The sequence below is a fragment of the Enterobacter sp. RHBSTW-00593 genome, assembly GCF_013784105.1.
GTDB classification, from domain to species: Bacteria; Pseudomonadota; Gammaproteobacteria; order Enterobacterales; family Enterobacteriaceae; genus Enterobacter; species Enterobacter ludwigii.
Genome location: NZ_CP056393.1, coordinates 4,021,031 through 4,044,438 on the forward strand (window position 1 = coordinate 4,021,031; position 23,408 = coordinate 4,044,438).

Here is a 23,408-nt window from a genome sequence, read left to right on the forward strand (position 1 = left end):
GATTACTGGTATTCGCTCATTGGCACACAAGAGCAGAACAGATTACGGTCACCGTAGACGTCATCGAGACGTTTCACGGTCGGCCAGTATTTGTTTGCTATGCCAGCCGGGAACACCGCCTGCTCACGGGTATAACCGTGCTCCCACCCGGAGACCAGCTCATTCTGGGTGTGCGGTGCGTTAACCAGCGGGTTATCGGCCAGCGTCCACTCACCGGCTTTCACGCGGTCGATTTCAGCGCGGATAGCCAGCATCGCGTCAATAAAGCGGTCCAGCTCAACTTTGCTTTCAGACTCGGTGGGTTCAACCATCAGCGTACCCGCCACCGGGAACGACATGGTTGGCGCATGGAATCCGTAGTCGATCAGACGCTTAGCAATATCCAGCTCGCTGATACCTGTCTCTTCTTTCAAAGGACGGATATCGAGGATGCACTCGTGCGCCACGCGACCATCACGGCCCGTGTAGAGCACCGGATACGCTTCTTTCAGACGCGTTGCGATGTAGTTAGCATTGAGGATAGCCACCTGGCTTGCCTGCTTCAGCCCTTCCGCGCCCATCATGCGGATATACATCCAGCTAATGGGCAGGATTGAGGCGCTACCGAACGGTGCCGCAGAGACCGCGCCCTGACGGGTCAACATGCCTTCAATCTGCACTACGCTGTGGCCTGGGACAAACGGCGCCAGGTGTGCTTTCACACCGATTGGGCCCATACCTGGACCACCACCGCCGTGTGGAATGCAGAAGGTTTTGTGCAGGTTCAGGTGCGACACATCCGCGCCGATAAAGCCCGGAGAGGTAATGCCAACCTGTGCGTTCATGTTCGCACCGTCGAGATAAACCTGACCGCCGAACTGATGGACCACTTCACACACTTCACGGATGGTCTCTTCGTACACACCGTGGGTGGACGGGTAGGTCACCATGATGCAGGAGAGTTTTTCACCCGCCTGCTCGGCTTTCGCACGCAGATCGGCCAGGTCAATGTTGCCATTCTTGTCGCAGGCCACCACCACCACTTCCATACCCGCCATCTGGGCAGACGCCGGGTTGGTGCCATGCGCAGAACTCGGGATCAGGCAGATATCGCGATGCCCTTCATTGCGGCTTTCGTGATAGTGACGAATTGCCAGCAGGCCCGCGTATTCCCCCTGCGCCCCGGAGTTTGGCTGCATGCAGAGTGCATCGTAACCGGTCAGCTTCACCAGCCAGTCGGAGAGCTGGTTGATCATCAGATGGTAACCTTCCGCCTGCTCTGGTGGGCAGAACGGGTGCAGCTCGGAAAATTCAGGCCAGGTGATTGGGATCATCTCTGCCGCAGCGTTCAGCTTCATGGTGCAGGAGCCCAGCGGGATCATCGCCTGATTCAGCGCCAGGTCTTTGCGCTCCAGAGAGTGCATATAGCGCATCATCTCGGTTTCGCTGTGGTAGCGATTGAACACCGGGTGAGTCAGGATCGCATCATCACGCAGCATGCTTTCCTGGATAGAGCGGCTGTCGAGCGCGACATCTTTATCGAGCGTATCAATATCCAGGCCGTGTGCATCGCCCAGCAAGACGTTAAACAGGTTAACGATATCTTCGCGGGTAGTGCTTTCATCCAGGGTAATGCCTACCGCGTTATGGATGTCGCTACGCAGGTTGATCTCTGCCGCGTCAGCACGAGCCAGCACCGCGGCTTTGTCAGCCACTTCAACGCACAGCGTGTCAAAGTAATGGGCGTGGCGCAGTTTCAGGCCTTTCTGCTGCAGACCACAGGCCAGAATATCCGCCAGACGGTGAATACGGCTGGCAATGCGTTTCAGGCCAACCGGACCGTGGAAGACAGCGTACAGGCTGGCGATATTGGCCAGCAGGACCTGCGAGGTACAGATGTTAGAGTTCGCTTTCTCGCGACGAATATGCTGCTCGCGAGTCTGCATTGCCATGCGCAGCGCGGTGTTACCGGCGGCATCTTTTGAAACGCCGATGATACGGCCAGGCATGGAGCGTTTGAATTCATCTTTTGCGGCAAAGAACGCCGCATGTGGGCCACCGTAGCCCATCGGGACACCAAAGCGTTGTGCAGAACCGAAAACAATGTCCGCGCCCTGTTTACCTGGAGCCGTCAGCAGGACCAGCGCCATAAAATCAGCCGCGACGCTGACAACCACTTTGCGGGCCTTCAGCTCAGCAATCAGTGCGCTGTAGTCGTGAACGTCGCCGGTGGTGCCGACCTGTTGCAGCAGCACGCCAAACACATCCTGATGATCGAGGACTTTGTCGGCGTCGTCGACAATCACGTCAAAACCAAAGGTTTCGGCACGAGTACGAACCACATCAAGCGTTTGCGGATGCACGTCCGCTGCCACGAAGAAGCGGTTGGCATTTTTCAGTTTGCTCACGCGCTTCGCCATTGCCATTGCTTCGGCGGCGGCGGTGGCTTCATCCAGCAGTGAAGCGGACGCGATATCCAGGCCGGTCAAATCCAGCGTAACCTGCTGGAAGTTCAGCAGCGCTTCCAGACGGCCCTGAGAAACTTCTGGCTGATACGGGGTGTAGGCGGTGTACCAGCCCGGGTTTTCCAGCATATTACGCAGAATAACCGGGGGTAACTGCACGTTGGTGTAGCCCATGCCAATGTAAGACTTATAGCGCTTGTTCAGGCCGGCAATCGCCTTCAGCTCCGCCAGAGCGGCGAATTCAGTGGTGGCTTCACCCACCTGAGGCGGCGTGGCAAGCTGGATGTCTTTTGGCACAATCTGGCCGATCAGTGCATTTAATGAATCCGCGCCAACTGTCTTCAGCATCTCCTGCTGTTGCTGAGCATCCGGCCCAATGTGACGTTCAATGAAGGCGCCACGGTTTTCAAGCTGGCTTAAAGTCTGTGTCATGAGCGATGGTTCCTGAAACGTGCAGTGAATGTGTTTTCTCCCTCTCCCGGAGGGAAAGGGCTGGGGTGAGGGTGTCGTCTGTTCCCCTCACCCTACCCTCCCCCCAAAGGGGAGAGGGCTAAGGCTTACTCGTTTTCTAACAGCGCTTCGTACGCGGTGGCATCCAGCAGCGCGGCGACCTGCGATTCGTCGCTGGCTTTGATCTTGAAGATCCAGCCGCCTTCATAAGGCTCGCTGTTCACCAGCTCCGGGGAGTCGCTCAGGGCGTCGTTCACGGCAACAATTTCACCGCTTACCGGGGCGTAGATATCAGAAGCCGCTTTAACGGACTCGGCCACGGCGCAGTCATCGCCTGCTTCCACGGATGCGCCGACTTCAGGCAGGTCAACAAACACCATGTCGCCCAGCAGCTCCTGCGCATGCTCGGTGATCCCTACGGTGTAAGTGCCGTCCGCCTCTTTGCGCAGCCACTCGTGTTCTTTGCTGTATTTCAGTTCTGCTGGCACATTGCTCATTGAAGTTCTCCTGATAAAAATGATTAGGCGACCGGCTTACCGGCGCGAACAAAAATCGGTTTGGTCACGTTGACCGGCATTTCACGGTTGCGGATTTGCACCACTGCCGTTTCGCCAATGCCCGCCGGAACACGCGCCAGTGCAATACTGTAGCCCAGCGTCGGGGAGAAGGTACCGCTGGTGATCACGCCTTCACGCGGGTTGCCGTCAGCATCTGTAAAACGCACCGGCAGCTCGCCGCGCAGCACGCCTTTCTCGGTCATCACCAGGCCTACCAGTTGTTCAGTGCCCTTTTCACGCTGCATTTCCAGCGCTTCACGGCCAATAAACTCACGGTCAGCCGGTTCCCAGGCGATGGTCCAGCCCATGTTGGCCGCCAGCGGTGACACGCCTTCATCCATCTCTTGCCCGTAGAGGTTCATACCGGCTTCCAGACGCAGCGTATCGCGCGCGCCCAGACCTGCCGGCTTAACGCCGGCTTCCACCAGCGCACGCCAGAAATCGGCGGCTTTCTCATTCGGCATGGCAATTTCATAGCCCGCTTCACCGGTGTAGCCGGTGGTCGCGATAAACAGATCGCCCGCCTGTACGCCGAAGAACGGCTTCATGCCGTCGGTGGCTTTACGCTGCTCATCGCTGAACAGAGAGGCGGCTTTAGACTGCGCGTTCGGCCCCTGTACGGCGATCAGCGACAGATCATCGCGGACGGTGATGTCGATGGCGTAAGGTTCAGCGTGTTGGGTAATCCAGGAGAGGTCTTTTTCGCGGGTGGCGGAGTTTACAACGAGGCGGAAGAAATCTTCAGAGAAGTAATAGACGATGAGGTCATCAATTACGCCGCCGGAGGCATTTAGCATGCCGGTGTAGAGCGCTTTGCCTGGCGTCTTCAGTTTGGCGACGTCGTTTGCCAGCAGATAACGTAAAAACTCCCGGGTGCGGCTGCCATGCAGGTCGACAATTGTCATGTGTGACACGTCGAACATACCGGCATCGGTGCGCACCGCGTGGTGCTCATCAATCTGCGAGCCGTAGTGCAGCGGCATCATCCAGCCATGGAAGTCCACCATGCGTGCGCCGCATAACACGTGTTGTTCGTACAAAGGAGTCTGTTGAGCCATCTTTTCCTCGTTGAATAAGCAGGGCTGTCTTGCGTTTCGCACACCTGAACAGTGCCACGAAACCCGGCGCCGCGATCGCTTTCTGGACCCCGACGCAAACGTTCTCTTTTACCTGAACTTACCACCGAAACCGGCGATTAACCATAAGGTAAAACGGGTCATCACATTAGCTTATGACCTAAAAACACGAAAAAGCTTACAGAGTTATTCACTGGCAAACTGCGATTAAACCCGCATAAAATTAACATTGCTCTAACAGGATTTAGCAGATGGTGATATTTCATGCGGAAAAACGGGCGGAATTTCCGTAACATAAAAATAGTAAGATTAGATTTTCTAATGCGAAAAATGCGGTGAAATTAGATTATTTCAAACGAGCGAATTTCCCCGGCGCAGAGGCCGGGAAAACAAAGTGTGATGGGGGTCTATATTAGCGCAGCCAGTCCGGCAGGTCGTTAAGACCCATCGCCTGGCGAAGGAGTTGAGGTTTTACGCCCGGAAGGGTATCGGCAAGTTTAAGGCCGAGGTCGCGCAGCAGTTTTTTCGCTGGATTCGCGCCGGCAAACAGCTCACGGAAACCCTGCATGCCTGCCAGCATCACCGCTGCACTGTGCTTACGGCTGCGTTCGTAGCGACGCAGATAGAGATGCTGGCCGATATCTTTGCCTTCGCGATGCAGGCGACGCAACTCTTCAACCAGCTCTGCCGCGTCCATAAAGCCAAGGTTCACGCCCTGCCCGGCCAGCGGATGGATCGTATGCGCCGCGTCCCCCACCAGCGCCAGACGGTGCGCCGCAAACTGACGCGCATAGCGTCCGGTTAACGGGAACACCAGCCGCTCGCTCTCAAGGGTGCATAGCCCAAGACGGTTATCAAACGCGACGCACAGCGCCTGGTTGAATGCCTCGGGAGTCGCCTCCTGCATCTGTTGCGCTTTATCAGGAACCAGAGACCAGACAATCGAACACAGATGTGGATCGCTCAACGGCAAGAATGCCAGAATGCCGTCATTGTGGAAGATTTGGCGCGCCACCCCACCGTGCGGCTCTTCAGTGCGAATCGTTGCCACCAGAGCATGATGGCGATAGTCCCAGAACGTCAGCGGAATATCCGCCTTGTTACGCAGCCAGGAGTTGGCACCGTCAGCGCCCACGACCAGTCGCGCGGTCAGCATGTCACCGCTTTGCAGGGTGATAAAAGCGTCGTTTTCTCCCCAGGCAACCTGCTGGATTTGCGCCGGTGCCAGCAGCGTGATATCGCTGCAGGACTGCGCCTTTTGCCACAGAGCATGGTGGATAACGGCATTTTCGATGATGTGTCCCAGATGGCTGTAGCCCATGCTTTCATCATCAAACGCGATATGACCAAAGCTGTCTTTGTCCCACACTTCCATGCCGTGATAACAGCTGGCACGCTGCGCCACGATCTCTGACCAGACGCCAAGGTGCGTCAGCAACTTTTCACTGGCCGCATTGATTGCCGAGACGCGCAGTTCCGGCGGCGCGTCCTGCGCGACAGGCTGAGGCACGTTTTGCTCCAGTACCGCAACGCGCAGGCCGCTGCCCTGTAAACCACAGGCCAGCGCCAGTCCTACCATTCCGCCGCCAACGATGGCGACATCAACATTTTGCACGGTGATAACTCCTTAACGCGCGACCCAACCAAGAGTCCGCTGCGCCAGCACGTCACGTGCCGGAATGAATAATTCCATCGCCATCAGCCCAAGATTGCGGCCTGCAACCAGGGGTGCCCAGCGATTGGCAAACAGGTGCACCAGACCATCCGTCACACCAATCGTCGCCTCTTTATCTGCCTGACGTCGCTTCTGGTAATGGCTGAGCACCGACCAGGCACCACAGTCTTTTTGCTCGCTCCACGCCTGTGAAAGCGTTTCTGCCAGGCTCATCACGTCGCGAAGCCCGAGGTTAAACCCCTGCCCGGCGATGGGATGCAATGTCTGCGCGGCATTGCCGACCAGCGCCATGCGATGGGAGATAGACTGCGAGGCGGTGGTCAGCGACAACGGGTATACGCTCCGCTTTCCCGCGTGGGTAATACGTCCCAGCCGCCAGCCAAAGGCTTTTTGCAGCTCGGTACAAAAACGTTCGTCAGACCAGGTCTGTATCTCAGCCGCGTTGTCCTGCGGATGGCACCATACCAGCGAACTGCGATCGTGGGACATGGGCAGCATCGCCAGCGGGCCATGCTGCGTGAAACGCTCAAAAGCGCGGCCGTTGTGAGCGCCCGCTGTCGAAACGTTAGCAATGATGGCCACCTGCCCGTAGGGCTGTTGTCGCCACTCAACGCCGCACTGCGTGCCGAGCGAAGAGCGCGAACCGTTTGCCGCTACCAGAAGCTGGCCTTCAAGGACGGTACCGTTATCCAGCACCACGTTGACCGACGCGTCACTGCGGCTAAAGCTGGCCACACGCGCCGGGCAATGCAGGGTCACGCCTGGCGCATCCTTAAGCAGGCGGAACAGGCGTAACCCGACGTCGTGCAGCTCCACGACCCGGCCCAGCGCATCTATACGGTAATCATGCGCATCCAGGGTAACGAAACCGGCATGACCGCGATCGCTGACGTGAACGGTTTTAATCGCCGTCGCACAGTCGGCTATCGCCTGCCAGATGCCAATGCGTGAGAGTTGCTGACAGGTACCCTGCGCCAGTGCAATGGCGCGGGCATCAAAACCGGGGTGATCAGAGGCCTCTGGCGCAACGGCCTCCACCAGATGCACCGGCAGTTTTCCCTGCGTAAAATGCGAGATGGCCAGTGCCAGCGTGGCTCCGGTCATCCCGCCGCCAACGATAATCACGCTCATACGCGTGCCGCTGCCATCAGCGCCTCGATATCGTCAGCATTTTTCACGACGCTGGCGGTCAGGTTTTCGTTGCCGGTTTCGGTAATGACGATGTCGTCTTCGATACGAATGCCAATCCCACGGTATGCTTCCGGCACGTCGGCATCCGGCGCGATATACAGCCCCGGCTCAACGGTTAATACCATGCCTGGCTCCAGCACGCGGGAACGATCGGCACCGTATGCTCCCACGTCATGCACATCCAGCCCCAGCCAGTGGCTCAGGCCGTGCATAAAGTACGGACGATGCGCGTTCTCGGTAATCAGGGTATCCACGTCGCCTTTCAGGATACCGAGCTTCACCAGACCGGTGATCATGATGCGCACCACTTCGCCGGTCACTTCCTGAATGGACGTGCCTGGACGGTACAGCCTGAGCGCCGTCTCGAGCGATTCGAGGACGATGTCATACACCGCGCGCTGTGCGGGGGTGAATTTACCGTTCACCGGGAACGTACGGGTAATATCGCCCGCATACCCCTGGAATTCGCATCCGGCGTCAATCAACACCAGATCGCCATCGCGCAACGCACTTTCGTTTTCGGTGTAGTGCAGAATGCAGCCGTTTTCACCGCCACCGACAATAGTGTTGTAAGAAGGATAACGCGCGCCGTGGCGGTTAAATTCGTGATGAATCTCCCCTTCCAGCTGGTATTCAAACATTCCCGGGCGGCATTTCTCCATGGCGCGGGTGTGCGCCAGCGCGCTGATTTCACCCGCGCGGCGCATCACGTCCAGCTCTTCCGGCGATTTGAACAGACGCATCTCATGCACCACCGGACGCCAGTCCGTCAGGGTGGCTGGGGCGGACAGATTCTGCCTCGAACCTTTGCGCAGTTTATCCAGAGCGGTAAAGACAATCTCATCGGCATACGCATACTCGCCCTGCGCGTGGTAAAGCACATCCAGGCCATTCAGCAGTTGATAGAGCTGCTGGTTGATTTCACTGAATGCCAGCGCCCGATCCACCCCCAGCTTCTCTGGCGCAGCCTCTTGCCCTAAGCGGCGGCCAAACCAGATTTCGGCAGTGAGATCGCGTACGCGGTTAAAAATCACGCTGTGGTTGTGGGTGTCATTACTCTTAATCAGCACCAGTACCGCTTCCGGCTCGTTGAAGCCGGTGAAGTACCAGAAATCGCTGCTCTGGCGATAAGGATATTCGCTGTCGGCGCTGCGCGTCACTTCTGGCGCAGCAAAAATCAGCGCGGCGCTGCCCGGCTGCATATTGGCCAGCAGCGCCTGACGACGGCGCGAATACTCTTGATTTGAGATAACCATGACACCCTCCTGTGCGTTATTTTTCTTAATGTAAGGTTGGCTTGCGGACTTCCGGCGCGGTCGGCTGCGAACGCGTAAAGTGGTCGTGGCACAGCAATGCTGCAACGCGAACGTATTCGATGATCTCTTCGAGAGACATTTCCAGCTCTTCCTGGTCTTCGTCTTCATCGTAGCCCAACTGCGCAATGTTACGCAGATCGTCGATCGCCTCACCCGCTTCGCCGGTCACTTTATCGAGTTTCGGCTGCGTGACGCCCAGCCCCAACAGGTAGTGGTTAACCCAACCTGCGAGCGCATCGGCACGATCGAAGACGCTGACGTCATCGCCTTCAGGCAGATAAAGCTGAAAAAGGAAGCCATCGTCTTCCAGCGAATCGCTGATCGCGGAGTGCATTTTACGCACGGCTTCCGCCAGCTCGTGACCAAACGCCAGCCCTTCGTTCGTCAGGTCGTGGATCAGCGGCTGCCATGAGCTGTCGCTGTTTCCGCCGCACAGCATGCCACTGATCAGACCGTGCATTTCCGCAGAGGTTAAACCGACTCCCTGCTGGTTCAGTAACTGGTTTAAATCCTTGTAACCAGGCATTTCGTTCTGTATAGACATGCGCATTCGTCATCGTTGGGAGGAATATTCATGATATGCTACCACTTTGGACCCTGGTGATACCAGAAAAGGGCTTGTATCTTCACATCAGGGTAGCTATAGTGTCGCCCCTTCGCAGCCCCCCGGGGCAGTAAGCGAAGGCAGCGCAGTCAATCAGCAGGAAGGTGGCATGTCTGCACAACCCGTCGATCTCCAGATTTTTGGCCGTTCACTGCGAGTGAATTGTCCGCCTGAACAAAGGGATGCCTTGAATCAGGCTGCGGACGATTTGAATCAGCGGTTGCAAGATCTCAAAGAACGCACTAGAGTCACAAATACTGAGCAGCTGGTTTTCATCGCCGCGTTGAACATCAGTTATGAACTGACTCAGGAAAAAGCGAAGACCCGCGATTACGCGGCAAGCATGGAGCAGCGCATTAAAATGCTCCAGCAGACCATTGAACAAGCATTGCTTGATCAAGGTCGCAATCCCGAAAGACCGGGACCAAAGTTTGAATAACACTTCTCAGTTGACTATGGTAGAGTAACTGTGAAGACAAAATTTCTCTGAGATGTTCGCAAGCGGGCCAGTCCCCTGAGCCGATATTTCATACCACAAGAATGTGGCGCTCCATGGTTGGTGAGCATGCTCGGTTCGTCCGAGAAGCCTTAAAACTATGACGACACATTCACCTTGAACCAAGGGTTCAAGGGTTACAGCCTGCGGCGGCATCTCGGAGATTCCCTCTCTTTTTCTTCTACCGACTACCATGACCCAACTCCCTGAAGTCTCTTCCTCACGCCAGGACATCCGTCAGCTCATGCGTCAACGCCGTCGTGCGTTAACTCTCGAACAGCAAGCACAGTTTGCCCAGCAAGGCGCAGCCCGTATGATGGCCTATCCCCCTGTTGTGATGGCGCGTACCGTCGCCCTGTTCCTCTCGTTTGATGGCGAGCTGGATACTCAACCGCTGATAGAACAGCTGTGGCGCGCCGGGAAAAGAGTGTACCTGCCGGTGCTGCACCCGTTTAGCCAGGGAAATCTGCTGTTTTTACACTACCACCCGCACAGCGAACTGGTGGTAAATCGTCTGAAAATCACCGAACCAAAACTCGATGTCCGCGACGTCCTCCCCCTCTCAGAACTGGATGTACTGATCACGCCGCTGGTGGCGTTTGATGAGCAGGGTCAGCGCTTAGGGATGGGTGGCGGTTTTTATGACAGGACGCTGCAAAACTGGCAGCAGTATCATTTACAGCCTGTGGGATACGCACATGACTGTCAGGGCGTGGAAGCCTTGCCGGTAGAGAAGTGGGATATTCCGCTGCCTGCGGTAGTGACGCCGGGCAAAACCTGGCGCTGGTAAAATAAAGCCGGGTAGCGACCCGGCTTTATGCTCACAGAAACAGAATCAGTACAGCAGACGGGCGCGAATGGTACCCGGAATAGCCTTCATGCTCTGCAGCGCTTTTTCCGCTACATCTTCGTCCGCTTCAATATCAATCACCACGTAACCCATCTGAGAGTTCGTTTGCAGATACTGTGCGGCAATGTTGACGCTCTGCTCGGCAAAGATCTGGTTGATCGCAGTCAGCACGCCCGGACGGTTTTCATGGATGTGCAGCAGACGACGGCCACCGTGCAACGGCAGAGACACTTCCGGGAAGTTCACGGCAGAGAGCGTAGAACCGTTGTCGGAGTATTTGCTCAGCTTGCCCGCGACTTCCAGACCGATATTTTCCTGCGCTTCCTGCGTCGATCCGCCGATGTGCGGGGTCAGGATCACGTTGTCGAATTCGCACAGCGGAGAGGTAAACGGATCGCTGTTGGTAGCAGGCTCAGTCGGGAAGACGTCAATTGCCGCCCCCGCCAGATGCTTACGCTTCAGCGCATCGCACAGCGCCGGAATATCGACAACCGTACCGCGCGCGGCGTTGATCAGCAGTGACCCTGGCTTCATCAGCGCCAGTTCCTCAGCACCCATCATGTTTTTCGTCGACGCATTTTCCGGCACGTGCAGGCTGACCACGTCGCTCATGTTCAGCAGGTCAGAGAGGTGTTGAACCTGAGTGGCATTGCCCAGCGGCAGTTTGCTTTCGATATCATAAAAATAGACATGCATCCCCAGGGATTCAGCCAGGATCCCCAGCTGAGTACCGATGTGGCCATAGCCGATGATACCGAGTTTTTTACCACGGGCTTCGTATGAACCCGCAGCCAGTTTGTTCCACACGCCGCGGTGCGCTTTGGCGTTAGCTTCCGGAATACCACGCAGCAACAGCAGCAACTCGCCAATCACTAACTCCGCCACGGAACGGGTGTTGGAGAACGGGGCGTTAAAGACAGGCACACCGCGTTTTGCGGCGGCATTCAGGTCAACCTGGTTGGTACCGATGCAGAAACAGCCGATGGCAACCAACTTTTCCGCCGCAGCAATCACGTCTTCAGTCAGTTGGGTACGGGATCGCAGGCCAATGAAATGGGCATCACGGATGGACGCTTTCAGCTCTTCGGTGTCCAGCGCGCCTTTGTGAAATTCGATGTTGGTGTAACCTGCTGCACGAAGGCTATCAAGCGCTTTCTGATGCACGCCCTCAACCAGCAGGAATTTAATCTTGTCTTTCTCCAGTGATACCTTTGCCATTTACCTTACCCGACCCTGTTTTTGTCTGAACTGATGTTGTGCTGGATTAAAATCCGCTGTAGCCAACATATCAAAAAAAACTATTGCAGCAATATGAACGTTTGCGTCGGCACTCTGAAGAAAAGTCATACAGAGCAAAATGACAGAGGAAAATGCTGTAGAAATTTGCGAATGCGGCAGGATCGGCAAACGAGAGGTAAAAAGCGTGACACAAGTCACCGAATTTAGCTTTTCAAAATTTTTTTAGCGGGGGGAGGGCTCCCCCCATCAGATCATTTTACGATGGTTTGCACGCCATCTGCCGTGCCGATCAGCGCGACATCCGCGCCACGGTTGGCGAATAACCCTACAGTCACTACGCCTGGAATACCGTTAATGGCATTTTCCAGCGCAATGGCGTCGAGAATTTCCAGACCGTGAACGTCGAGGATCACGTTGCCGTTATCAGTGATGACGCCCTGACGATATTCCGGGCGTCCACCCAGTCTCACCAGTTCACGCGCCACAGCGCTACGCGCCATTGGGATCACTTCTACCGGCAGCGGGAATTTACCCAGGATATCAACCTGCTTTGACGCATCGGCGATACAGATGAATTTATCCGCCACGGAGGCGATGATTTTTTCACGCGTCAGCGCCGCACCGCCGCCTTTGATCATCTGCATATGGCCGTTGATTTCATCCGCGCCATCAACGTAGATGCCAAGACGGTCAACTTCATTCAGATCGAAAACGGTGATGCCAAGGCTTTTCAGCTTTTCCGTGGAAGCGTCGGAGCTGGAAACTGCGCCCTCGATCTGCCCTTTCATCGTGCCCAGCGCATCGATAAAGTGTGCCGCCGTCGAGCCCGTACCAACACCGACAATGGTACCCGGTTGCACATACTGGAGAGCGGCCCATCCTACTGCTTTTTTCAGTTCATCCTGCGTCATGATCGTTTAGCCTGTGGTGTGAAAACGTAGGCCGCATTATAGAACACGTCGGGTGGATTTCGTCTGCCACGAAGGGAAAATTGTGTCATAGTGCAGATTAAGCAAAATTAAGGAGTCAGCCAGAGCAATGAAACGTCCGGACTACAGAACACTACAGGCACTTGATGCAGTTATTCGTGAACGCGGTTTTGAGCGCGCAGCGCAAAAGCTTTGTATCACTCAGTCCGCCGTATCACAACGCATCAAGCAGCTGGAGAACATGTTCGGGCAGCCTCTGCTGGTACGTACTGTTCCACCGCGTCCAACGGAGCAAGGGCAAAAGCTCCTCGCCCTGCTGCGCCAGGTTGAACTGCTCGAAGATGAGTGGCTGGGTGACGAACAGACCGGCTCAACGCCGCTGCTGCTCTCGCTGGCGGTGAACGCCGACAGCCTGGCAACCTGGCTGTTGCCGGCCCTTGCGCCGGTGTTAGCGGACTCCCCGATTCGCCTGAATCTGCAGGTTGAAGATGAAACCCGTACGCAGGAGCGCCTGCGTCGCGGTGAAGTGGTTGGGGCGGTCAGTATCCAGCCTCAGGCGCTGCCGAGCTGTCTTGTCGATCAGCTGGGCGCACTGGACTATCTGTTTGTCGGCTCAAAAGCGTTTGCCGAGCGCTACTTCCCGAACGGAGTCACCCGCGCCGCGCTGCTGAAAGCCCCTGCGGTAGCGTTCGACCATCTGGACGATATGCATCAGGCCTTCCTGCAGCAAAACTTCGATCTGCCGCCGGGCAGCGTGCCATGTCATATCGTGAACTCGTCTGAAGCGTTTGTGCAGCTCGCACGTCAGGGCACGACCTGCTGTATGATCCCGCACCTGCAGATAGAGAAAGAGTTGAAAAGCGGTGAGCTGATTGACTTAACGCCGGGGCTGTATCAGCGCCGGATGCTCTACTGGCACCGTTTTGCGCCAGAAAGCCGCATGATGCGCAACGTCACCGACGCGCTGCTGGCGTATGGGCATAAGGTGTTGAGACAGGATTAAGGAACAATTCCCCTCTCCTGACGGGAGGGGGGAATTGTGAAGACAGATTACTGCGCTTTTGCCGGCTCAGTCTGCTGACTTTGGGTCGGCTGCAGCTGGAATACCACATCAACCTGATCGTCGAACTGAATCGTCGGCTGCTCATAAGTTTCCTGAGCAGACACCGGCGCCGCGTCGGCCTTCATCATCCGTACCATCGGGCTTGGCTGATAATTTGAGACGTGGTAACGCACGCTGTATACCGGACCGAGCTTACTGTTGAATCCGGACGCCAGCTGTTGCGCCTGATGGATTGCATCATCAATGGCGGCTTTACGCGCCTGGTCTTTGTATTTTTCCGGTTGCGCAACGCCCAGTGAGACGGAACGAATTTCGTTCAGACCCGCTTTCAGCGCGCCATCCAGCAGCGAGTTCAGTTTATCGAGCTGACGCACGGTCACTTCAACGGTGCGCACGGCACGGTAGCCTTTCAGGATGCTTTTACCGTTCTGGTAGTCGTAATCAGGCTGGGTACGCAGGTTGGCAGAGCTGATGTCTTTTTTAGCGACACCGTTTTGCTCCAGGAAAGAGAGATATTGCGCAACACGATCGTCAGCCTGCTTCTTGGCAGAAGCGGCATCTTTCGCGGCCACGTTCACTTCAATTGCCAGCGTTGCAACATCGGGTACCGCATCCACGCTTGCGGTGCCTGAAGTGACGATATGCGGGCCATCAGGCAATTCACTTGCCTGCACCGACACCGCACCTAAACTCACTAATGCCGCCAGGGCCATCACTTTAAACTTCACTGTCATTCCTCCATGTTGCGAAGAGTGCCCAACAACAGGGCGCATGCCAGCAAGCTTAGCGGCTCTCGCTCAGTTGTCCATAAGACAACGCTTAGTTGAGCAATTCCTGAACATGATGAATCCCCTCTTTTGCCAGCTGAAAGGCAATAAACCACATCACCACGCCCACCAGCGTGTTGATGATCCGCTGGGCTTTAGCGGTACGCAGACGCGGGGCCAGCCATGCCGCCAGAATCGCGAGACCGAAGAACCACAGGAATGAGGCGCTGACGGTACCCAGGGCAAACCAGCGTTTTGGCTCAACGTCGAGCTGCCCACCCAGGCTGCCCAGCACCACAAAGGTATCCAGATAAACGTGCGGGTTGAGCCAGGTGACCGCCAGCATGGTGACGATAATCTTCCAGCGGCCCTGCTTCATGACCTCGGCGCTCGCCAGTTCGAGATTGCTGCTCATTGCCGTTTTCAGCGCCCCAAACCCATACCACAGCAGGAACGCTACCCCACCCCAGGTCACCAGCGCCAGAAGCCAGGGAGACTGCATCAGCAGCGCACTGCCGCCAAAGATTCCGGCGCAGATCAGCAGCAAATCGCTCACCGCGCACAGCAGGGCAATCATGAGATGATACTGACGGCGAATGCCCTGGTTCATCACGAACGCGTTTTGCGGGCCAAGGGGAAGGATCATGGCCGCACCTAATGCAAGGCCTTGAAAATAATAAGATAACATGAATAAATTCTCAGCAAGTTGTCCTGGGAGCTGACTATACTGCGAGAACCTTATTAGAGGAAATTGATAATATTAATTGGTGATTAGTATTGCTAATAAAAAGGCCCGGTGGCGTTGCCGCTCACCGGGCCTGCTGAGGAAGAGGATTACTCGGCTTCTTTTTCGCGTTTAAGGTTCACGTCCATCTGTGGATACGGGAAGCTGATCCCGTTGGCATCAAAATCACGTTTGATACGTTCCAGAACATCCCAGTAAACGTTTTGCAGATCGCTGCTTTTGCTCCAGATGCGCACGACAAAGTTGATGGAGGATGCCCCCAACTCGTTCAGGCGAACGGTCTGCTCTTTATCTTTCAAAATACGATCGTCGGAGGCAATGATATTGGCGATCAGCGATTTCACCTGATCGATATCAGAGTCATACGCCACGCTGATAATCAGCTCGTTACGACGCACCGGCTCGCGGGAGAAGTTAATGATGTTGCCCGCGATAATTTTCCCGTTCGGTACCACCACGATACGGCCATCCACAGTTCGCAGAGTGGTTGAGAAAATCTGCACCTGCAGTACGGTGCCGGCAATACCGCCCAGGTCAACGTACTCGCCAGAGCGGAACGGACGGAAGGTTACCAGCAACACACCCGCAGCCAGGTTCGAGAGCGACCCCTGCAGTGCCAGACCAATGGCCAGACCGGCGGCACCGAGAACAGCAATCACCGAGGCAGTCTGTACGCCAACACGCCCCAGTGCAGCAATCAGCGTAAAGGCAATAATACCGTAGCGCACCAGTGCAGAGAGGAAGTCAGCCACAGTGGCGTCAATGTGACGCGCCAGCATCACGCGGTTTACGGCGTTTGATACGATACGCGCCACGATCATCCCGACGATGATGATGGCAATCGCCGCGACGATGTTAACGGCATAGCTCAGCAGCAGCGCCTGGTTGCGCACCAGCCAGTTACCGGCATTATTGATGCTGTCTACAACATCGAGTTGTTCCATTTAGTCTTCCTTTTGTTATCCCAAAAACACAAAATCCATCCCCCATGGAGACAGGCAGGTCAGTAAAGGGTAAACAAAAAGGACCGGTTTTGCCAAACAGATCACATAAACGGGCCGGGCAGACCATTGAAAAAGCATAAAAAAAGGCCCGCATTCGCGGGCCTTCTGATGCTATGAGCAGCTTAAATTACAGAACGTCAACCGCGTTCAGTTCTTTGAAAGCCTGCTCCAGACGCGCCACCATGGAAGTCTGCGCAGCACGCAGCCATACACGTGGATCGTAGTATTTCTTGTTCGGCTGGTCTTCGCCTTTCGGGTTGCCCAGCTGGCCCTGCAGGTAAGCTTCGTTCGTTTTGTAGTACTGCAGGATACCGTCCCATGTTGCCCACTGGGTGTCGGTATCGATGTTCATTTTCACTACGCCGTAGCTTACGGAGTCTTTGATTTCCTGAGCAGAAGAACCGGAACCGCCGTGGAAGACGAAGTTCAGGCTGTTGTGCGGCAGGTTGTGTTTCTTAGAAACGTATTCCTGAGAATCACGCAGGATAGTTGGGGTCAGAACCACGTTACCTGGTTTGTAAACGCCGTGTACGTTACCGAAGGACGCTGCGATGGTGAAGCGTGGGCTGATTTTGCTCAGCTCGGTGTAAGCGTAATCAACGTCTTCTGGCTGGGTGTACAGTGCAGAAGCGTCCATGTGGCTGTTGTCCACGCCGTCTTCTTCACCACCGGTGCAACCCAGTTCGATTTCCAGGGTCATGTCCATTTTGGCCATGCGCGCCAGGTACTTAGAGCAGATTTCGATGTTTTCGTGCAGGGACTCTTCAGACAGGTCGATCATGTGAGAAGAGAACAGTGGCTTACCGGTCGCTGCGAAGTGTTTTTCACCCGCGTCCAGCAGACCGTCGATCCACGGCAGCAGTTTCTTCGCGCAGTGGTCAGTGTGCAGGATAACCGGAACACCGTAATGTTCAGCCATCTGGTGTACATGGTGCGCACCAGAGATTGCGCCCAGGATTGCCGCGCCCTGAGGAACGTCAGTTTTCACGCCTTTACCTGCGATGAATGCTGCGCCACCGTTAGAGAACTGAACGATAACCGGTGCTTTAACTTTTGCAGCAGCTTCCAGTACGGCGTTAATGGAGTCGGTACCAACGCAGTTAACTGCTGGCAGAGCGAAGTTGTTTTCTTTAGCTACCTGGAACACTTTCTGAACGTCATCACCAGTGATCACGCCAGGTTTTACGAAATCAAAAATTTTAGACATGTTGCTTAGTCCTGTATCTTCGGCCGTTAGAAAAGGTGCGAGCTCTTAAAGCGCGCTGAAAATTGGGCAGGTTTCCCTGCCCTTGAATGGCTTACTTCTTAGCGCGCTCTTCGAGCATTGCTACTGCTGGCAGTACTTTGCCTTCCACGAACTCGAGGAATGCGCCGCCACCAGTGGAGATGTAGGAGATCTTGTCAGAAATACCGAACAGGTCGATTGCTGCCAGCGTATCACCGCCGCCTGCGATAGAGAACGCTTCGCTGTCTGCGATAGCGTTAGCAACGATTTCAGTACCTTTGCGGAAGTTCGGGAATTCGAACACGCCAACAGGACCATTCCACAGGATAGTTTTTGCGTTTTTCAGGATTTCAGCCAGTTTCTGTGCAGAAACGTCGCCCAGGTCCAGAATCTGCTCATCATCTTTGATGTCGTTAACAGATTTCAGGGTCGCAGCCGCTGTTTCAGAGAACTCAGTCGCGACGCGAACATCCGTTGGAACCGGGATATCGCAGGTGGTCAGCAGACGTTTTGCTTCGTCAACCAGATCCGCTTCGTACAGGGATTTACCGACGTTATGGCCTTGTGCCGCCACGAAGGTGTTCGCGATACCACCGCCAACGATCAGCTGGTCAGCGATTTTAGACAGCGAATCCAGTACGGTCAGTTTGGTAGAAACTTTAGAACCACCAACGATTGCAACCATTGGACGAGCAGGTTCTTTCAGCGCTTTACCCAGTGCGTCCAGCTCAGCAGCCAGCAGAGGACCGGCACACGCAACGTCTGCGAATTTACCGATACCGTGGGTTGAAGCCTGCGCACGGTGAGCAGTACCGAAAGCGTCCATCACGAATACGTCACACAGTGCAGCGTATTTTTTGGACAGCGCTTCGTCGTCTTTCTTTTCGCCTTTGTTGAAGCGAACGTTTTCCAGAACAACCAGTTCACCGGCAGCGATGTCTACGCCGTCCAGGTAATCTTTTACCAGGCGAACCGGGTTGGACAGTTTGTCTTTCAGGTAATTAACAACTGGCAGCAGAGAGAACTCTTCATTGTACTCGCCTTCAGTTGGACGACCCAGGTGGGAGGTCACCATCACTTTAGCGCCCTGCTTCAGAGCCAGTTCGATGGTTGGCAGAGATGCACGGATACGCGCGTCGCTGGTCACTTTGCCATCTTTAACCGGTACGTTCAGATCAGCACGGATGAAAACGCGTTTACCAGCCAGATCCAGATCGGTCATCTTAATTACAGACATGGTGAATCCTCTCGTTGATTCTTAAAGTTTTGCAGACGCACGATGCGTCTTACCTGAAACCTTGAGCGGCCATTGCTAACGTGGTGTCGAGCATTCGGTTAGCAAAGCCCCATTCGTTATCACACCAGACCAGCGTCTTGATAAGGTGTGCGCCACTGACGCGCGTTTGAGTGCCATCGACAATGGCGCTGTGCGGGTCGTGGTTAAAATCTACTGAGACCAACGGTAATTCCGTATAGTCAACTATACCATGAAATGCCCCCTGTGCCGCTTTTTGCAGCAACAGGTTGACTTCACAGGCTTTTACCGGTTTTTTCACCGTCACGCTCAGGTCAATTGCGGTGACGTTAATCGTCGGTACACGTACGGCAATTGCTTCAAAACGATCGTTAAACTGCGGGAAAAAACGGGTGATACCTGCCGCCAGTTTTGTGTCCACCGGAATGATTGACTGGCTCGCGGCTCGCGTGCGTCGTAAGTCCGGATGGTAGGCGTCAATCACCTGCTGATCGTGCATCGCTGAATGAATCGTGGTTACGGTGCCGGATTCAATGCCATACGCATCGTCTAACAGTTTGATGACCGGAATAATGCAGTTGGTGGTGCAGGAGGCGTTGGAAACAATGCGGTGTTCGGCTTGCAGCTCATGCTGATTCACGCCAAATACGACGGTCGCGTCGAGGTCGTTGCTGCCAGGATGGGAAAACAGGACTTTTTTCGCACCTGCTGTCAGATGCGCTTCGCCATGCTCGCGGTTACCGTATATGCCAGTACAGTCAAGTACGATATCCACACCCAGTTCACGCCACGGTAGCCCGGCAATACTGCTCTCATGCAGCACGCGGATAGCATCGTCGCCGACAAACAACTGATCTCTTTCCTGGCGAACATCCCAGGCAAAGCGTCCGTGGCTGGTGTCATATTTCAACAAATGCGCCATGCCCGCAGCATCCGCCAGTTCGTTGATAGCCACCACGGTTATTTCCGCCCGACGCCCGGATTCATATAAAGCACGAACCACGTTACGCCCGATGCGACCGAAGCCATTAATCGCTACGCGTACGGTCATAGATCTCCTGCAAAGCTATCCCTGAGTTTGAGGTGGCTGAAAGAGTAATCCAGCTACGCCCGAAGGGGAATCCTTGCTGTCACAAACTGCGATTGATTGGTCAATTGTCGAACATTTAATCGACTGAAACGCTTCAGCTAGAATAAGCGAATCAGGGAATAAAAGGAATGTCTGTCCAGAGCAATAAGCGCGCTATATGACTTGCGTCACATTTTGGATGGAATAATTCACAGGAACGTTACATGTTTGAGGAATAGTGGACATATAAGGCGGATAGCGTGAAAAAACAAAACGGTAACCCAAAGGTTACCGTTTAGGGTGTTTGCGCCCTCTTCTCAGTGAGAGCATGGACAGGGGCTCGCGCCCCTCCCCTACAAACAATTACAGCAGTTCTTTTGCTTTCGCGACAACGTTTTCAACGGTGAAGCCGAACTCTTCGAACAGCAGCTCTGCCGGAGCAGATTCACCGAAGGTGGTCATGCCGACGATTGCGCCGTTCAGGCCCACATATTTGAACCAATAGTCAGCGATACCTGCTTCTACTGCCACGCGCGCGGTAACGGCTTTAGGCAGGACGGATTCGCGGTAGGCGGCATCCTGCTTGTCGAACGCATCGGTAGACGGCATGGAAACCACGCGCGCTTTAACGCCTTCGGCAGACAGTTTTTCCCATGCGGCAACAGCCAGCTCAACTTCAGAACCGGTCGCGATGAAGATCAGCTCTGGCTGACCCGCGCAATCTTTCAGCACGTAACCACCACGGGCGATGTTCGCCAGCTGCTCTGGAGTACGTTCCTGTTGTGCCAGGTTCTGACGGGAGAGGATCAGTGCAGTTGGACCGTCCTGACGCTCAACACCGTATTTCCACGCCACGGCGGACTCAACCTGGTCACATGGACGCCATGTGCTCATGTTTGGCGTCACGCGCAGGGAAGCCACCTGCTCTACCGGCTGGTGAGTTGGACCATCTTCGCCCAGACCGATGGAGTCGTGGGTGTAGACCATCACCTGACGCTGTTTCATCAGCGCAGCCATACGCACGGCGTTACGCGCGTACTCGACAAACATCAGGAAGGTAGAGGTGTACGGCAGGAAACCACCGTGCAGGGAGATACCGTTCGCAATCGCGGTCATACCGAATTCACGCACACCGTAGTGGATGTAGTTACCGGCAGTGTCTTCGTTGATTGCTTTAGAACCAGACCAGATTGTCAGGTTAGATGGCGCCAGGTCAGCGGAGCCGCCCAGGAATTCTGGCAGCAGCGGACCGAACGCTTCAATCGCATTCTGAGAGGCTTTACGGCTGGCGATTTTGGATGGGTTCGCCTGCAGTTTAGCAATGAACTCGTTCGCTTTGGCGTCGAAGTCAGACGGCATGTCACCCTTCATACGACGGGTAAATTCAGCCGCTTCCTGTGGGAAGGCTTTCGCATAGGCAGCGAACTTCTCGTTCCATGCGGATTCTTTCGCCTGACCCACTTCTTTAGCATCCCACTGCGCGTAAATTTCAGATGGGATTTCGAAAGCAGGATATTTCCAGCCCAGCGCTTCGCGCGTCAGTGCGATTTCCGCGTCGCCCAGTGGCGCACCGTGAGAATCGTGGGTACCCGCTTTGTTCGGGGAACCGAAACCAATGATGGTTTTGCACATCAGCAGTGACGGCTTGTCCGTCACAGCGCGCGCTTCTTCTACTGCACGTTTAATCGAGTCAGCATCGTGACCGTCAACGCCACGCACAACGTGCCAGCCGTAAGCTTCGAAACGCTTCGCGGTGTCGTCAGTGAACCAGCCTTCAACGTGACCGTCGATGGAGATGCCGTTGTCGTCATAGAACGCAACCAGTTTGCCCAGCTTCAGGGTACCTGCCAGGGAGCACACTTCGTGAGAAATGCCTTCCATCATGCAGCCGTCGCCCATGAATGCGTAGGTGAAGTGGTCAACAATGTCATGGCCTGGACGGTTGAACTGCGCGGCCAGGGTTTTCTCGGCAATCGCCATACCCACCGCGTTAGCAATACCCTGACCCAGCGGGCCGGTGGTGGTTTCTACACCTGCGGTGTAACCCACTTCCGGGTGACCTGGCGTTTTGGAGTGCAGCTGGCGGAAGTTTTTCAGCTCTTCAATTGGCAGATCGTAGCCAGTGAGGTGCAGCAGGCTATAGATCAGCATTGAGCCGTGGCCATTAGACAGCACGAAACGGTCGCGGTCAGCCCAGGAAGGGTTCTGCGGGTTGTGGTTCAGGAAATCGCGCCACAGGACTTCGGCGATATCAGCCATCCCCATAGGGGCGCCCGGGTGGCCGGATTTGGCTTTCTGTACTGCGTCCATGCTCAGCGCACGAATAGCATTAGCAAGCTCTTTACGTGAGGACATTTTAACTCCAGATCGGACTGTTAAAGGCCATGCCCTTGACGACAGCGCGTTTTGGGCTACGCCGGAAAAAAGTGCCAACAATGTAACCCAAGCGGCATGTCATGTACATGGAGCATTCTTTTGCAGCTTAAGAAATCTCTGGATCATGCTCGCATGTTGCGCAATCTGCTCGCCCGCCCCCGTAGATATTCCTTATACTTAGCCCGACCCCGGCTTCGTTGCCGGTGCACTTTTCAGATTTTATTCAGATTAACGAGTACGGAAGCGACATCATGAAAATGCGTGCAATAGTGCTGGCCCTGGGTACAACGCTCCTGCTGAGCGGCTGTCAGAATATGGATTCTAACGGCCTGATGTCCTCAGGCGCAGAAGCCTTTCAGGCCTACTCCCTGAGCGACGCACAGGTTAAAGCGCTGAGCGACCAGGCCTGTAAAGATATGGACGGAAAAGCCACGCTTGCCCCGGCCAATAGTACCTACACGCAGCGTCTGAATAAGATAGCCTCCGCGCTGGGTGATAACATTAATGGCCAGCCGGTGAACTATAAGGTGTACATGGCCAAAGATGTAAACGCCTTCGCGATGGCGAACGGCTGCATCCGCGTTTACAGCGGGCTGATGGATATGATGACCGACAACGAAGTTGAAGCGGTTATCGGCCATGAAATGGGCCACGTTGCACTTGGCCACGTGAAGAAAGGCATGCAGGTTGCGTTAGGCACTAACGCCATCCGCGCGGCGGCGGCGTCTACGGGCGGTATCGTCGGCAGCCTGTCACAGTCGCAGCTTGGCGATGTGGGTGAAAAACTGGTTAACTCTCAGTTCTCGCAGCGTCAGGAATCCGAAGCGGATGACTACTCCTACGATCTGTTGCGCAAACGCGGCATTAATCCATCAGGTTTAGCCACCAGCTTCGAAAAACTGGCCAAACTGGAAGCCGGTCGCCAGAGCTCCATGTTTGATGACCACCCGGCGTCAGAAGAGCGCGCACAGCATATTCGCGACCGTATGGCCGCAGACGGAATTAAATAATTCAGAAGGAGGCATATTTGCCTCCTTTTTATTTCGCATGAATTGTTAATTTAACCGCACATATCGG

General features: G+C 55.2%; 20 protein-coding genes and 1 other RNA gene. 5 read left to right on the forward strand and 16 right to left on the reverse strand.

Features of this window, described 5'->3' with window-relative positions; all coding sequences use genetic code 11:
- Positions 1 to 2 precede the first annotated feature (2 nt).
- The 7 genes from gcvP to HV242_RS19265 all read right to left on the reverse strand — a co-directional run bounded on the left by gcvP (position 3) and on the right by HV242_RS19265 (position 9,253).
- Complete coding sequence (gene gcvP, locus HV242_RS19235) at positions 3 to 2,876, reverse strand: aminomethyl-transferring glycine dehydrogenase (protein ID WP_014171521.1); 2,874 nt, start codon at positions 2,874 to 2,876, stop codon at positions 3 to 5.
- A 125-nt stretch (positions 2,877 to 3,001) separates the two neighbouring features.
- On the reverse strand, positions 3,002 to 3,391 hold the full coding sequence (gene gcvH, locus HV242_RS19240) for a glycine cleavage system protein GcvH (protein WP_014171522.1): 390 nt from the start codon (positions 3,389 to 3,391) through the stop codon (positions 3,002 to 3,004).
- A gap of 23 nt (positions 3,392 to 3,414) precedes the next feature.
- Positions 3,415 to 4,509, reverse strand: a complete 1,095-nt coding sequence (gene gcvT, locus HV242_RS19245; RefSeq protein ID WP_020883724.1) for a glycine cleavage system aminomethyltransferase GcvT — start codon at positions 4,507 to 4,509, stop codon at positions 3,415 to 3,417.
- 430 nt (positions 4,510 to 4,939) lie between these two features.
- A complete protein-coding gene (gene ubiI / locus HV242_RS19250; protein WP_040018861.1) occupies positions 4,940 to 6,142 on the reverse strand; it encodes an FAD-dependent 2-octaprenylphenol hydroxylase in 1,203 nt (400 codons plus the stop codon).
- Positions 6,143 to 6,154: 12 nt separating this feature from the next.
- A complete protein-coding gene (ubiH, locus tag HV242_RS19255) occupies positions 6,155 to 7,333 on the reverse strand; it encodes a 2-octaprenyl-6-methoxyphenyl hydroxylase (RefSeq protein ID WP_181616861.1) in 1,179 nt (392 codons plus the stop codon).
- Positions 7,330 to 8,643, reverse strand: a complete 1,314-nt coding sequence (pepP, locus tag HV242_RS19260; protein WP_025203275.1) for a Xaa-Pro aminopeptidase — start codon at positions 8,641 to 8,643, stop codon at positions 7,330 to 7,332. Before pepP ends, ubiH begins: the two co-directional genes overlap by 4 nt.
- Before the next feature lie 31 nt (positions 8,644 to 8,674).
- Positions 8,675 to 9,253: a YecA/YgfB family protein gene (locus HV242_RS19265; RefSeq protein WP_025203274.1), complete on the reverse strand. Its 579-nt coding sequence runs from the start codon at positions 9,251 to 9,253 to the stop codon at positions 8,675 to 8,677.
- Positions 9,254 to 9,422: 169 nt separating this feature from the next.
- Between HV242_RS19265 and zapA the strand changes: the two genes are divergently transcribed.
- From zapA to HV242_RS19280, 3 genes are all read left to right on the forward strand, one after another.
- Positions 9,423 to 9,752, forward strand: a complete 330-nt coding sequence (zapA, locus tag HV242_RS19270) for a cell division protein ZapA (protein ID WP_006811891.1) — start codon at positions 9,423 to 9,425, stop codon at positions 9,750 to 9,752.
- 41 nt (positions 9,753 to 9,793) lie between these two features.
- A non-coding RNA gene (gene ssrS, locus HV242_RS19275) (6S RNA) lies at positions 9,794 to 9,977 on the forward strand.
- Between the two features lie 25 nt (positions 9,978 to 10,002).
- On the forward strand, positions 10,003 to 10,599 hold the full coding sequence (locus HV242_RS19280) for a 5-formyltetrahydrofolate cyclo-ligase (protein ID WP_050737273.1): 597 nt from the start codon (positions 10,003 to 10,005) through the stop codon (positions 10,597 to 10,599).
- Between the two features lie 45 nt (positions 10,600 to 10,644).
- Here HV242_RS19280 and serA read toward each other — a convergent pair whose 3' ends face one another.
- Together serA and rpiA are read right to left on the reverse strand one after the other, a co-directional pair.
- On the reverse strand, positions 10,645 to 11,877 hold the full coding sequence (gene serA / locus HV242_RS19285) for a phosphoglycerate dehydrogenase (RefSeq protein WP_014171529.1): 1,233 nt from the start codon (positions 11,875 to 11,877) through the stop codon (positions 10,645 to 10,647).
- A gap of 272 nt (positions 11,878 to 12,149) precedes the next feature.
- Positions 12,150 to 12,809: a ribose-5-phosphate isomerase RpiA gene (gene rpiA, locus HV242_RS19290; protein WP_014171530.1), complete on the reverse strand. Its 660-nt coding sequence runs from the start codon at positions 12,807 to 12,809 to the stop codon at positions 12,150 to 12,152.
- A 127-nt stretch (positions 12,810 to 12,936) separates the two neighbouring features.
- On the opposite strand from rpiA, the gene argP reads away from it, so the two are divergent.
- Positions 12,937 to 13,830 (forward strand): DNA-binding transcriptional regulator ArgP, encoded by an 894-nt coding sequence (gene argP / locus HV242_RS19295; RefSeq protein ID WP_008499727.1) that lies wholly within the window; start codon positions 12,937 to 12,939, stop codon positions 13,828 to 13,830.
- A gap of 47 nt (positions 13,831 to 13,877) precedes the next feature.
- On the opposite strand, the gene HV242_RS19300 is transcribed toward argP, so the two are convergent.
- From HV242_RS19300 to tkt, 7 genes are all read right to left on the reverse strand, one after another.
- On the reverse strand, positions 13,878 to 14,618 hold the full coding sequence (locus HV242_RS19300; RefSeq protein ID WP_025203272.1) for an oxidative stress defense protein: 741 nt from the start codon (positions 14,616 to 14,618) through the stop codon (positions 13,878 to 13,880).
- A gap of 91 nt (positions 14,619 to 14,709) precedes the next feature.
- Complete coding sequence (gene argO / locus HV242_RS19305) at positions 14,710 to 15,345, reverse strand: arginine exporter ArgO (protein ID WP_014171533.1); 636 nt, start codon at positions 15,343 to 15,345, stop codon at positions 14,710 to 14,712.
- A 146-nt stretch (positions 15,346 to 15,491) separates the two neighbouring features.
- Positions 15,492 to 16,346 carry a small-conductance mechanosensitive channel MscS gene (gene mscS, locus HV242_RS19310; RefSeq protein ID WP_014171534.1) on the reverse strand — a complete coding sequence of 285 codons (855 nt, stop codon included), beginning with the start codon at positions 16,344 to 16,346 and terminating at the stop codon, positions 15,492 to 15,494.
- 187 nt (positions 16,347 to 16,533) lie between these two features.
- Entirely contained in the window at positions 16,534 to 17,613 is a 1,080-nt protein-coding gene (fbaA, locus tag HV242_RS19315) for a class II fructose-bisphosphate aldolase (protein ID WP_014171535.1), read from the reverse strand.
- Between the two features lie 91 nt (positions 17,614 to 17,704).
- Positions 17,705 to 18,868 (reverse strand): phosphoglycerate kinase, encoded by a 1,164-nt coding sequence (gene pgk / locus HV242_RS19320; RefSeq protein WP_020883716.1) that lies wholly within the window; start codon positions 18,866 to 18,868, stop codon positions 17,705 to 17,707.
- 49 nt (positions 18,869 to 18,917) lie between these two features.
- Complete coding sequence (gene epd, locus HV242_RS19325; protein ID WP_050737274.1) at positions 18,918 to 19,937, reverse strand: erythrose-4-phosphate dehydrogenase; 1,020 nt, start codon at positions 19,935 to 19,937, stop codon at positions 18,918 to 18,920.
- A gap of 381 nt (positions 19,938 to 20,318) precedes the next feature.
- Positions 20,319 to 22,310, reverse strand: a complete 1,992-nt coding sequence (gene tkt / locus HV242_RS19330) for a transketolase (protein WP_020883715.1) — start codon at positions 22,308 to 22,310, stop codon at positions 20,319 to 20,321.
- A gap of 272 nt (positions 22,311 to 22,582) precedes the next feature.
- Here tkt and loiP point away from each other — a divergent pair, with 272 nt between their 5' ends.
- Positions 22,583 to 23,341, forward strand: a complete 759-nt coding sequence (loiP, locus tag HV242_RS19335) for a metalloprotease LoiP (protein WP_020883714.1) — start codon at positions 22,583 to 22,585, stop codon at positions 23,339 to 23,341.
- Positions 23,342 to 23,408: the final 67 nt, after the last annotated feature.